The 12,711-nt window shown below is 44.1% G+C and carries 12 protein-coding genes; 8 read left to right on the top strand and 4 right to left on the bottom strand.

Annotation, left to right across the window (positions count from 1 at the left end; genetic code table 11):
• Positions 1-101: 101 nt before the first annotated feature.
• From BC349_RS03455 to BC349_RS03445, 3 genes are all read left to right on the top strand, one after another.
• Positions 102-1,196, top strand: a complete 1,095-nt coding sequence (locus BC349_RS03455; RefSeq protein WP_187255340.1) for a fatty acid desaturase family protein — start codon at positions 102-104, stop codon at positions 1,194-1,196.
• Positions 1,197-1,213: 17 nt separating this feature from the next.
• Positions 1,214-2,650 carry a membrane dipeptidase gene (locus tag BC349_RS03450; RefSeq protein ID WP_187255339.1) on the top strand — a complete coding sequence of 479 codons (1,437 nt, stop codon included), beginning with the start codon at positions 1,214-1,216 and terminating at the stop codon, positions 2,648-2,650.
• A gap of 677 nt (positions 2,651-3,327) precedes the next feature.
• A complete protein-coding gene (locus BC349_RS03445) occupies positions 3,328-3,999 on the top strand; it encodes a response regulator transcription factor (protein ID WP_187255338.1) in 672 nt (223 codons plus the stop codon).
• A gap of 65 nt (positions 4,000-4,064) precedes the next feature.
• Here BC349_RS03445 and BC349_RS03440 read toward each other — a convergent pair whose 3' ends face one another.
• Genes BC349_RS03440 through BC349_RS03430 form a run of 3 tightly spaced genes read right to left on the bottom strand, consistent with a single transcriptional unit; the run spans position 4,065 to position 8,094 of the window.
• Positions 4,065-4,295, bottom strand: a complete 231-nt coding sequence (locus tag BC349_RS03440) for a hypothetical protein (RefSeq protein WP_187255337.1) — start codon at positions 4,293-4,295, stop codon at positions 4,065-4,067.
• Between the two features lie 54 nt (positions 4,296-4,349).
• Positions 4,350-4,982 carry a response regulator gene (locus BC349_RS03435; protein WP_187255336.1) on the bottom strand — a complete coding sequence of 211 codons (633 nt, stop codon included), beginning with the start codon at positions 4,980-4,982 and terminating at the stop codon, positions 4,350-4,352.
• 55 nt (positions 4,983-5,037) lie between these two features.
• The gene (locus BC349_RS03430) at positions 5,038-8,094 is read right to left on the bottom strand and encodes a ligand-binding sensor domain-containing protein (protein ID WP_187255335.1); all 3,057 of its coding nucleotides are present in this window, start codon (positions 8,092-8,094) and stop codon (positions 5,038-5,040) included.
• Positions 8,095-8,324: 230 nt separating this feature from the next.
• On the opposite strand from BC349_RS03430, the gene BC349_RS03425 reads away from it, so the two are divergent.
• Together BC349_RS03425 and BC349_RS03420 are read left to right on the top strand one after the other, a co-directional pair.
• Positions 8,325-9,203 carry a hypothetical protein gene (locus tag BC349_RS03425; protein ID WP_187255334.1) on the top strand — a complete coding sequence of 293 codons (879 nt, stop codon included), beginning with the start codon at positions 8,325-8,327 and terminating at the stop codon, positions 9,201-9,203.
• 83 nt (positions 9,204-9,286) lie between these two features.
• Positions 9,287-9,676 (top strand): hypothetical protein, encoded by a 390-nt coding sequence (locus tag BC349_RS03420; protein ID WP_187255333.1) that lies wholly within the window; start codon positions 9,287-9,289, stop codon positions 9,674-9,676.
• On the opposite strand, the gene ytxJ is transcribed toward BC349_RS03420, so the two are convergent.
• Positions 9,657-9,989, bottom strand: a complete 333-nt coding sequence (gene ytxJ / locus BC349_RS03415) for a bacillithiol system redox-active protein YtxJ (RefSeq protein ID WP_187255332.1) — start codon at positions 9,987-9,989, stop codon at positions 9,657-9,659. The genes BC349_RS03420 and ytxJ overlap by 20 nt on opposite strands.
• A gap of 276 nt (positions 9,990-10,265) precedes the next feature.
• Between ytxJ and BC349_RS03410 the strand changes: the two genes are divergently transcribed.
• From BC349_RS03410 to BC349_RS03400, 3 genes are read left to right on the top strand one after another with little or no spacing between them, the layout of a single operon-like run.
• Positions 10,266-11,036, top strand: coding sequence for a 3'-5' exonuclease (locus tag BC349_RS03410; RefSeq protein ID WP_187255331.1), 771 nt, complete (start codon positions 10,266-10,268; stop codon positions 11,034-11,036).
• 31 nt (positions 11,037-11,067) lie between these two features.
• Entirely contained in the window at positions 11,068-11,832 is a 765-nt protein-coding gene (locus BC349_RS03405; protein WP_222840059.1) for a polyprenol monophosphomannose synthase, read from the top strand.
• Entirely contained in the window at positions 11,829-12,707 is an 879-nt protein-coding gene (locus tag BC349_RS03400) for a DMT family transporter (protein WP_187255330.1), read from the top strand. Before BC349_RS03405 ends, BC349_RS03400 begins: the two co-directional genes overlap by 4 nt.
• Positions 12,708-12,711 lie beyond the last annotated feature (4 nt).

Here is a 12,711-nt window from a genome sequence, read left to right as displayed (position 1 = left end):
GTTGCCCCGTGGAATCAGATTTGCTGATTCTCCTTTAATTGGCTAATTTAAAATGTGGTAAATATGTTATAAGCGATCTGTTCACCTTTCATCCCCTATGTATGGAAAATAAACCACGGTTCCGGAAAGTTGATGAAGACCAGGCACATTTCCTGCGAATCGGCCAACTGGTGAAAGAGAAGCTGAATGACCTGCCAGAAAACAATCACCCGCATTCTGCATTTAAAATTTTTTCCTTTCCGGCAATTTATTTCATAGCATATTTCCTTGGGCTGTATTATCGTTTTAATGCAGGGGTCATGATTTCAGCCTATGCAGTCATGGGCTTAACCGGCATCTTTCTGTACCTGAACCTGTTCCATGAAGCAACCCATGGTTTGCTGTTCAGGTCCAAAAAAAGCAACAGGAATTTCCTAAACCTGTTCGACCTGCTGGGACCTAACAGTTTTATCTGGATAAAAAGGCATAATAAACTGCATCATAATTACCCGAATGTTCACGGCTGGGACAGTGATATTGAACAAAGCGGACCTTTACAGATATTTCCACACCAGGCCCCTGAAAAATATAATAAGCTCCAGCACCTGTACGTATTTCTCCTGTATCCACTTTACCTCTTTAATTGGATATTTATTCGTGATTTCAGGGATTTTTTCCAGCATAACAGGGTGGTTAGTATGTTTCATCCTATACCGCGAACAGAATATGCAAAGCTTTTCTTTTTTAAAACGGTTTATATCGGTTACACGGTACTGTTACCTGTTTGGCTGGGCGTTCCTGTTTGGCAGGCGCTGGTCTCATTGATTGCACTTACAGTGGCGGGAAGTATTCTGGCCTTAATGGTGTTATTGACTCCGCATGTGAATGTCAGTAATAATTTTCCGGTGATTTCACCTGACGGACAAATAAACAGCAGCTGGTTCATGCACCAGTTAAGTACTACCAATGATATCCGTTTCGATAACTGGGCTTCAAGCTGCCTGATGGGGAATTTTCACTACCATGTGGTGCATCACCTGTTCCCGAATATCAGTTATGTGTATGCACCGGGAGTAACCGAAATTCTGGAGAGATATTCAAAAGAAAATGGGCTGCCTTACAGACGATATGGTTTGTTACATTCTTTGCGTTTGCATTACAGGTTGGTCAGGCAGAATGCGGTGAATGCAACTGAGATTTTTTCCGAGGACCTGTGAATCCAAAACAAGCGGTCATGAATGATTTCCATTTTGCAGATATACACTGTCATCCGAATCTAAAAACGTATGGTCATTCATTTAACGAATCAGCCGAACCTGATCCGCGGAGCAACCTGTGGTATCACCAGTCACTTACACCAGCCCGTCGGCTGGTTAAAAATATCTCAGGTATTTCTGCCTATTCCCAGGCTGATTTTACAGCGATGAGCTCAGGAAATGTGAAACTTGCTTTTGTATCTCTTTATCCTTTTGAGAAGGGTTTTTTTATCAACCTAACCGGCAGTGGAGGCTTATCTGCTATATCGGCCAATCTTGTTACCGGTATTGGTTATCATCGGGTTAGGCATTTGCAGCGCCACCTTGATTATTTCCAGGACCTGGAGCGGGAGTATAGGTTTTTCTGTGATGGGCAGCGCAGTGCACCGGTAAATGGGGAGGAGCGCAGCTGGACCATGATTTCTACAACCCGGGACTTGGAGGAAGTGATGTCTGCAAAAAACCGGATGGGGGTAGTGTTAAGTATTGAAGGCGCCCATGTGTTCAATACCGGACTGGGGATGTATGGCCGGAGGACCGATCCCGATGAGGTTAAGGAAAGAATCAGGACAGTTAAAGATTGGGCGCACCCGCCTGTGTTTATAACGTTTGCCCATAATTTCTACAATGACCTGTGCGGGCATGCCCGCAGTCTGGAAACCCTGGGGCCATTGGTCAACCAGTGGGAAGGGCTGAATGATGGTTTCACAGATCTGGGTGTAAATACCCTGCATGAATTGTTAAGCGAGTCCAATGGTGCTCCGATACTGGTTGATATAAAACACATGAGCCTTAAAAGCCGGAAACTTTATTTTGATATCCTGAAATCAGATTATGGGCAGGCCTCCTGGCTTCCCATCATTGTAAGCCATGGAGGTATTACCGGTTTGAAACTTGATGGGGGAACCACTATTGCGGGGGCAGAAAACCTGTTTTACCGGGCGGATATCAATTTCTATGATGAAGAACTGGTGGAGATTTCAAAGTCAGGCGGTTTATTTGCCATTCAGCTTGATAAAAGAAGACTGGCCAGCAGGTCATTTCTTCAGCAGGCTCCAATCCTCGCTACCCGCCGGAAAGTTAGTACCGGGGCTATCCTTGTTTGGGCCCAGATACAGCATATTGCTGAAGTATTGGACAGTCATCGTTTGCCTGCCTGGGATATGGTCAGTATTGGTAGTGATTTTGATGGTACGATAAACCCTCCCGAGGGCTGTCTTGGTTCAATGGACTTTTCTTACCTAGGCATGGATTTACTTAAGCTCGCTGAAAATTATATGTTGCAACACAGGGGAACCTGGAAATTACCTGAAAACGGTTGGATTGATCCGGGCACGATTCTGCAGAAATTCGGATCCGGAAACGCAGTCAGTTTCCTGGACCGGTATTTCAGGGCATACAAAAGCCTGCCTTGAACTGCACATCGGAATTAAGTAAACCTAGAAGGTTGGCTGCTGATTTCATAAACATTCACTCATGTCTTAGCCAGAATGATAAATTATTCCCCCTTCGCTACTACGCTCCTGTGGCATTCAAAGCAGGCATAGAAATTTAAAGAACTGGGTTTGGTTGTAGGGTACCGATGAAAAATATATCGGTCGGACATTGGAGTTCAACGGTTTAGCGGATATTGGTGAGAGTCAGTTCGGCCGGTCACGGAATATTCAGCGGTCAGGAAATTCCGGGCTTTTCATGGATTTTTGGAAAAAAGAAAGTTGATTGACACTGGAGTCGACGGTTTCATAGAATATTGAAAAAGTTCTGGACGGTTGTTACTGGACATTGGATGGTTGTAGGTTGCGATCCCGTCAATCAACTTCTATAACAAATGTACCAGCAATGAGACAGCAGCACAAGAGCGGAATTGCTGAATTTTTGCCTTGCGGATTTTCCCTTTATGTTCGTAAAACTCCGATAATGCTACCGGACGAATCCCGGGAGGTTTACGGTGATTATTACGAATAATACTAATAGTATATTCCGAAACGGTATATTTACGTATAAATACCATAGTGAATGTTCAGGATTTTTTACATTTTGCATTCTGTAAGGATGATAAAAAAGTCCTTCACTCATTCGCAAAATTCACCGTATGAAAAAACCAGACCCTAACAATCCCATTAAAGTTGCCATAGCAGATGATCATGCCCTGTTTCGCGCAGGAGTCAAAACTGCTTTGTCTGCCAAGAAGGACGTAGAGTTGATTGCAGAAGCAGACAATGGTATGCAATTACTGAACCTGCTGAAACACATCGAACCGGATGTTATTTTACTTGATATCCAGATGCCCATCATGGATGGAATTGCCACCCTGCCTGAAATCCGGAAGATTAATCCCTATGTAAAAGTGATCATTCTTTCCATGCATAATGATCATTCCATGATCTCCAAGCTGATGGAGATTGGGGCCAATTCCTACCTGACAAAAAATTCTGATTCAGAAACGATATACCAGGCCATCAAAACCTGCTATGAGCAGGAATTCTTCTTTAATGAACTGACCAATAAGGCGCTGCTTACAGGTCTCCGGACCCGTAAAATGGAGCCGGATGGACTGGCTGATGCACAACTGACAGACAAGGAAATCAGGATCCTGAAGCTGATGTGCGAAGAAAAAACCACCAAGGAAATTGCAGATATTGTAGATATCAGTCCGCGTACGGTAGAAGCTATCCGTGATAAGCTGAAAACAAAAACAGGGGCTAAGTCGATGGCGGGATTGGTTATGTATGCCGTTAAGAAGGGATTCGTACAGGAGACCTGAGTATTTTCTCTAAACCCTATATGCAGGCTGTTCCCTTTCCGGGAGCAGCTTTTTTTATACCTGGTTTATAGGAAAATCATGCTCATACCCGTTACCCCGCCGATAATTGGAAGATTGTCTTCGCTGTCATCTTCCTGTTCCTGGCTGGCATTCATCTGCAAGTTCCTGATTTCAACAGTTGATGAACAACTTTTGATGATAAAGCATTTTTCCGCCCTGACCGGACACAGGCTACTGGCCGATAACAGGATCAGTACCACTGCAAGTGAAAAGTGTTTGAATATTACCTGCTTCATATAAAAGGATAAGTCTGTGTGTTTGACTATTGCCGTTTATAAAACGTTGTATGGTCAGACAATTTTATTTTTAAAAGCTTTTGCAACTGCTTCACTTTTTGAATTGACATGCAGTTTTTCATAGATCTTCTTGATATGCGATCTTACCGTATCAATGGAAATAAACATTTCTGCAGCTATCATTTTGTAACTGTATCCGTTTACCAGCAATTGCAAGACCTGCTTTTCCCTTTCCGAAAGATTATAATCTTCGTTTGCAGGGGCCTGGATTTCGGAGAACATTTTCAATACCTGTGAAGCAATTGAACTTGTCATGGGAGCTCCGCCGGTATGGGCTTCCTGTATATACTCAAGTAAACGGGAGGGGGGTGTTTTTTTCAGGAGATACCCGTTTGCACCATTTTTCAGGGCTTCAAATACATTCCTGTTATCGTCGAACACAGTCAGCATCAGAACCTTTACCTCACTGTTGCCCTGGCGAATGAGTTTTAAACCTTCAATTCCGTTGATTCCCGGCATGTCAATGTCCATCAGGATAACATCCGGCCGGAAGGATTCCACTTCCTCTACTGCGTTGTTGCAGTTCTTGAACGAAGCCATTACCTCAAACCCTTCAGATCCATTGATCAGCATGGTCAGTCCTTCTCTTAACTGAGGATTGTCTTCATAAATCAACACTTTTATCATAAGCTGCTTTTCAAGACAAAAATAAGCAGACCGGATTACCCCCACAATCACATAATCATGTCAGGGGCACTTCCAGTTGAACCAGTGTTCCCTCATTTTTTCCCGAAATAATCCGCAGGAGGCCCTTCATCATTTCGGAACGCTTTTTCATATTGGTCAGGCCATTTCCTGAATCTGCGGATTCCGTTTCAAAGCCAATACCATCGTCTTTAATATTCATATGCAGTTTCCCATGGCTGATCCGGATATCAATTACAGCCTGTTTTGCCATTGAGTATTTTGCCAGGTTGTTGATCGCTTCCTTGAAAACCAGGAAAAAATCCCGGCGGGCTTCCATGTCAAGGACCAGGTCCATTACTTTTTCATCAACATGGAAACTGTATTCAATCCCCTTGGGCTCCAGCACGGTGGCGGCGAACTCACGCATGCGGGCCGTTATTCTCTGCATATTATCGTTCATCGGATTGATGCTCCAGACGATATCATCCATGGCTTCCATCATGCGGCTGCTGTTATCGCTAATCTTTTCTATGTAGTCCCGGCTGGCTTTTGTATCGGTATCAATCTTCATCCTGGCCATTTCACTCAGGATATTAATGGTACTGAGTGTAGAGCCCATATCATCATGCAGGTCGCGGGCAACTCGTCTTCTTACTTTTTCCACAGCCAGGATCCTGTTGATCCTGAGCCGGTGGATCAGATAGGTTAATCCTGCAATAACGATTGCGATCAGGACCATAAACCACCATGTGCCGTAAAATGGTGGCCTGATCAGTATGTTCAGCTGGGTCATATTGGAAGATGGTGTACCCTCTTCATTTTCGCACCGGACCTTAAAAGTATAGTTACCCGGAGGTAACAGGCTGTAGTTCGCTATCAATCCGCCATCATCCCGGATCCAGTTTTTGTCGGCACCTTCCAGCATATAATAGTAGATCAGTTTACCCCTCTGTTTGTAACTGAGTGATGCGAATAAAATGCTGATAGAGTTTTGCTCATGTTTCAACCTGATCTTATCAAGCCTTAAAATGGAGTCCGGGGGGAGATACCGGTTAAATAATTTGAAATCAGTAATGGTGACATCCTTTGGGGCCAATTTGCTGATGAAAAAGGCCGGATCGAATAATACCGCCTGCTGGTTTCCCGCAAAAGCAACCTGGCCATTTTTTCTCAGCAGGCTGTTATTCAAAAGGGTTTCGCTATTTGCGGTTGTTATCAGGCCATCCCGCTGGTCATACCGGGTAAAGACAGATTTTCTGGGGTTGTATTTGAACAAGCCATCTTTGGTGCTGATCCACAAATGCCCAAAGCCATCTGTTTGCAGCGAGGTTATATTATAACTGGGTAATCCTTCATAAAGTGTAATAGTTTCAATATGCCCGGTTTTTTTATTCAGCAGATTCAGGTTGCCGGAACCAATGGCCATTACGGAATCATTCAGTTCAACGATGTCACTGATCACATTTTCCTGGAACATATTGCTTTGTTTCCCTGAATCGGAATAATGTGCAACCCGCTTTCCGGAACCGGGGTCATAGACCAGTAATCCCTCGCCATGCGTTGCTACCCATAATTGGCCCTGCTTGTCAAAATAAAGCCTGTTGATAATGGACGAAAGCTTGTCTTTTAATCTAAAGGAATCGGGGTGAAGGCTCTTCCCCGCGCCGTATTGTACAATTTCCCCGCCCTGTGTGCCAAACCAGAGATTTCCTTCTTTGTCTTCTGCCACCTGCCTTACAGTCCGGTTATTAAAGACAGGCAGTTGAAGCATATCTGACATCTTCCTGCGGGGATCATACCGAACCAGTTTCCCCGACTGGCAGGTTATCCAGATATAACCGGTTCTGCTGTGCTGGTGCAGGTCCCAGACCATTTTAAAATCGTCATTGGCAGGGTGGGCTTTGTATATATTCTTTACTTCAATGGAATCCTCTGTTGATACAATTCCCCTTCCCCAGGTACCTAGCCAAAGCTTTCCCTCTCTGGTTTCCATTAAGCTGGTAATATTGGCTTCTTCCTTGTAAGGAGAAAGGATGATATGATGTGATTTATCAGGTTCTGCAGACGTGGCGTACAGCCCGTTATCTGTTGCCACCCAAAGGACTTTTTCATTGTCTTCGAAGATGTCATTGATATATTTGAACCGGATGCCATATTCAGTCTGGAACGGGTCGGTAATGCTCATCAGGCTGTTGTTGGCACTGTCTTCCATTGCCAAAAGGTTCAGGCCGTAGGTCCACACTGTGGAGTTATTCAGAGACCTGATCCGGTGAACTTCTGTATACCCCTTGTTTTTACTGAATTCCCTCGCGGAAAAATCATGAGTCTTTTTTTGGGAGGGATCATAATAAACGATCCTGGCCCCACCTTTTTCTCCGGGATCATAACTCCAGAAGCTTATCCAGGTGCGGCCTTTATTGTCGATACAAATACTGCTTACATTCCGGTGGGCCGCAAAGGCTTTTAATTCAGGGTGCTGATCCCCGGCATTTGTACCCGTAAACCAGGTCCTGGCTTTAATATCATACATAACCAGCCCGCTATCGGTGCCTATCCAATAATTTCCATTCCTGCTGTCCTGGTGTAAATAGTTAGGTTTCCAGTCTGGAGGCAGGCGGAAAGGAAGCGGACCCTCTTCAAAACGGTGAAGTTTTTCATTGTAAGGAAGGCAGGAATGACGCTGTACGACAACAAAAAACCTGCCCTCGTTGTTTTTCCAGATTGAAGCTTCTGACCTAACGGGTAATTTATCTTTGGAAATAATGGGAGCTTCACGGTAGCTGAGCGTCAAAGGGTTGAAAATGCCTGTCTTTTTTCCCATCCTGATCCACATATTGCCATTGTTATCTCCCATGATCTGGTTAATGGGAGAGGCTGGCAGGTTATCAGACCTGTTATGATCGTAAAACTGGACAAATTTGCTACCATCATAGCGTTGCAATCCATTTTCAGTGCCGATCCAGAGAAAGCCTTTCCTGTCCTGCCACACGGAGTAAATAAAATTTGAACTCAGCCCATCGGTTACGGATAACCTGGAGAAAGTAAATTCCTGTGACCTTGCTGCCGGCACTATCGCCAGGAAAAGTAAAATCTGAATAAGGGATCGCCTCATGCTTGATATAATCTACTCAAATTTAAAGGCATTTTGAGGGATAGCCTTCTGTTTCCGCGGAAACCACATGTTTATGTATGATCCTCAGTTTGGGATGGTTCAAAAAACAACTGATTACCCTGGATTGCATAAAGCACATGCTGTAATTCGACCTTTACCCCGGAAAACCATAATTAAGGAATTAAAGGCAGGGCTTTGTTTTTAATATATAAGTTATTATTTTCACGTATATGTTTCTCTTAAAACAACTGGTTGCCTGTTCCTCTTTTGGTATCCTGTTTTTCAGCTGCAGCAAATCAACCAGTACAGGTGAGTCAAAGTCCTTCCAAAACGTGGTATCCAGGGTCTTGGCATCTGATTTTCCGGGTGAGGTTTCCGGCATGGCGGATAGCTATGCCAGGCCAGGATTTCTTTGGCTGATCCAGGACAAGGATAACCAGGCTGAATTACTGAGTATTAGCCATGAAGGACAATTAGGAACACCGGTAAAGATCCATGGTGCTTCCAATCAGGATTGGGAAGATATGGCCATAGGTAAAGGGCCGGTTGCGGGAAAAAAATACCTTTATATTGCTGATTCCGGAGATAATTATTCTGTGTTTGATACCTACTTTATTTACAGGTTCCCGGAACCAGATGCTTCAGTATCAAACCTGGAGCAGTACGACAAAATCAAATTCCGGTATGATGACGGAATGCATCATAATACTGAAGCGATGGTCATTGATTATAACAGCGGAGACATCGTGTTGGTAACAAAAGAAACACCTTCACAGGTTTTCGTTCTTAAAGCTGCTTCATTAGGCAATGGCATCAATACAGCAGAAAGACAAGGTCAGTTGAAAATTGGCGGGATCACAGGGGCCGCTCAGTCTCCGGATGGTACAGAGCTTCTTTTACGCACCTATTCAAACCTGTATTATTGGAAGAAGAGTGCAACTGAAACAGTTTATTCCGGTTTACAGAAGGACCCTGTTATTATCAGCATTCAGGCAGAACCGCAGGGTGAGGCAATTGCATTCAGGAACGATCAAAATGGCTTTTTTTCCCTAAGCGAAAATGCTGGTTTACCCATTTTGTTGAAGTTGTATTATTACTCGCGTAACTAAATTGACCAATCTCAGTGGAATGTTTGACAAGGGTCAGAAACATTGCTCCTGGTTCTGTCGATCTTTAAGTAAACTTAATTGTCATGAATCAGGTAAAAAAGTCTGCTATGCAGCTTCATATTGACCACCAGCTTTGGGCAAGTGAATTAAAGTATTTTAAAGAAGAGTTCTCTATCCTGGATAAGTATTTACTGGAAGTGGCTAAAAAGAATACAGTTAAAGATGCGATGCCGGGACTTGAGCAGCACCAGAATAAATTTATCCTCCAACGCGAAATCCTGGACGAATTGTTACATGATGTAAACGAGCATGAAAAGGAACTTGCAGTGAAGGTCAAAGGCCTCAATGAGATCCAGGCAGAAAAAATGAAACTGGATGATCATGAAGAGGTACGCGACAGGGTACAGACCTTTAAAAAATTATACTCCGAGTACAAGCAGGAGCTCCTGGATTTTATCGGGCAATGGATGTAACGATGCTATCCATGCTGATTCCGGTATGGCTCTCATCATACCGGCATTCTCCATCAATTATTAATAAAACCTGTGGCGATTCATGCCATACCTTGAAATCTTCCGCAACCTGGTTCGAAAGCGACCGGTTGCGGATCAGGTCAAGATAATAGAATTCTATTCCCCCGGGATTATTAGCTCTTTCGAGCCTTGATTTAGCCATTGAACTTATAGAACAGCGGGTACTGTGTTTGAAAATCACCTGCGGCAGCGAATAGGATTTTTGACGTATTTCTTCCAGTTGCGCAGTTTCATTCAATTGAATCCAATCCATTTTTTCAATTATTTATATCCAACCATACCTGAGGAAACCTGGCAACCATTGCGTGAAGTTGATGTACAGGCAGTAAAGCCAATAACCAGGGCGGCAAGGAGGAATAAGACTAAAGATTTCTTTTTCATGATTTTTGTTATTATTCACCATTCAGCAAATAGCATACCTAAATGCAAATGCAGGTTGGAGGGTTTACGGATATGTAAATTAATAATAATTTATTGGTTTACGCAAGGATTGCTGCTTTGAAAAACACATATAAGCTTACATTTGCCCATGCCTTTACAATTACAGAGACCTATTGCATTTATAGACCTCGAAACCACCGGAACCAACCTGGGAACCGACCGGATTGTGGAAATCGCCATTGTCAGGATAGGAAAAGACGGGTCCCGCACAGTCAAAAGAAAACTCATCAACCCGGAAATGCCCATTCCTGCCGGAGCCTCTGATATTCACGGTATTACTGATGATATGGTGAGAGATGCCCCCACTTTCCGCCAGGTAGGAAATGAACTGAAACAGTTTCTGGAGAATTGTGACCTGGCAGGATATAATTCCAACAGGTTTGACATTCCCCTGCTGGCAGAAGAGTTTCTCCGCACCGGGCTTGATTTTGAAATGGGTAACCGGAGGATGCTGGATGTGCAGAAGATATTTCACATGATGGAGCAGCGTACCCTTAGCGCAGCCTATAAGTTCTATTGTAATAAAGCCCTGGATGGTGCACATAGTGCAGAAGTGGACGCCCAGGCAACCTGGGAAGTGCTGGAGGCGCAACTCGAACGTTACCCTCAACTGGGTGATACGGTTGATTCCATCATTAAATTTATTGGTGAAGAACCGGTTGTCGATTTCGCAAGGCGATTCATCTTCAGCAACGGGGTGGAGGTATTCAATTTCGGCAAGCACAAAGGCCGGCCGGTAACTGAAGTCCTGAAATCTGAGCCACAGTATTATGACTGGATGATGAAAGGGGATTTCCCGCTTCATACCAAGCAGAAACTCACAGAAATACTCAATCGTACCTTACTTAAAAAGGGCTAATTAAAGTAACTTTGCGCGTCAAATTTTTCGCTTGGAAAAAATCGTCATCATACCTACATATAATGAGCGTGAGAATATTTCCAATATTCTGCATGCAATCTTTAATTTAAATCAGGATTTTCATGTGCTGGTTATTGATGATGGCTCCCCGGACGGAACAGCATCCATAGTGAAAGAACTACAGGCAAAATACTCCGGCATGCTGTTCCTCGAAGAGCGAAAAGGCAAGTTGGGCCTCGGAACCGCCTATATTCACGGTTTTAAATGGTCAATCGCCAAAGGATACCGTTTTATTTTCGAGATGGATGCGGATTTCTCACATAATCCAAATGACCTTCAACGCCTTTATGATGCCTGCAAGACCGGGGGGGCTGATGTGGCAATCGGGTCGAGGTATGTCAAAGGCGGAGGCACAGTGAACTGGCCCTGGGACAGGATCGCGCTTTCCAAAGGAGGCAGTTTCTATACCAGGCTGATCACCTGGATGCCTGTCAGGGATACCACCGCCGGCTTTGTCTGCTATAAAAAAGAAGTGCTGGAAGCCATCAATCTCGATGGCATACGTTTCCTCGGTTACGCATTCCAGATAGAAATGAAATTTGCTTCCTGGAAACTCGGATTCAAAATAAAGGAAGTTCCCATCATATTTGAAGACCGGAAATTCGGAGTGTCGAAAATGCATAAAGGAATAGTGAAAGAAGGAATTCTCGGGGTGTTGAAACTCAGGTGGGAAAGCCTTTTCAAGGACTATCACAGCAGGATGAAAAATACCGAAGGAGAGGAAGCCGCTGCATGAAAACAGCATTTATTCGGTTACACATTGCAGTGATACTTGCCGGTTTTACCGGTGTCCTGGGACGATTGATTACACTCAACGAAGGTTTGCTGGTATGGTACCGGCTTCTAATCAGCGCGGTTACATTATGGTTATTATTCGGCCTGAAGGGCCGCCTCCAGAAAATCCCATTCCGGCAGATGGCGGCCATTACAGGGGTGGGATTGGTTGCCGCTTTACACTGGGTTAGTTTTTACGGGGCTATTAAATATTCAAATGTTTCCGTTGCGCTGGTCTGTTTTTCGGCCATCGGATTCTTTACTGCCATAGCAGAACCGTTGATGCTTAAACGAAGGCCGGTATTTCAGGAAATTTTGCTGGGATTGCTGGTCATGGCTGGCATCTATATTATTTTTCATTTCGACAGCCGTTACAAGGCCGGTATTATTATTGGACTTATCTCTGCCCTGCTCGGAGCCATCTTCCCGATACTCAACAGGCAGATATTGAAAAAAGTAAATGTTGAAACCCTTACCACTTATGAACTGACGGGCGGTTTCCTCACTCTTAGCCTGTTATTGCCTTTTTACCTGAACCAGTTCCCCACCGATTACCTAGTTCCCGATCCCTCGGATTTTGGCTGGCTGCTATTTCTGGCCTGGGTTTGCACCGTATGGGCATTCCAGTTATCAGGATATGCGTTGAAATACATTTCCGCATTTACGGTTAACCTGACTTATAACCTGGAGCCGGTATATGGTATCCTGCTGGCCTTTCTGATCTACCAGGAAAATGAAATGCTGAACTGGAATTTTTACATTGGACTCCTGCTGATTGTTTTGGCTGTTTCCATCCAGATGTTCAGGGTTTACAGGATGCGGAACAAAGCGCTTTGATCTC

Source organism: Flavihumibacter stibioxidans, from assembly GCF_014332695.1.
Taxonomy (GTDB): Bacteria; Bacteroidota; Bacteroidia; order Chitinophagales; family Chitinophagaceae; genus Flavihumibacter; species Flavihumibacter stibioxidans.
The sequence above is the reverse complement of the archived record's forward strand: the minus strand, read 5'-3'. Positions and strand labels throughout refer to the sequence as shown.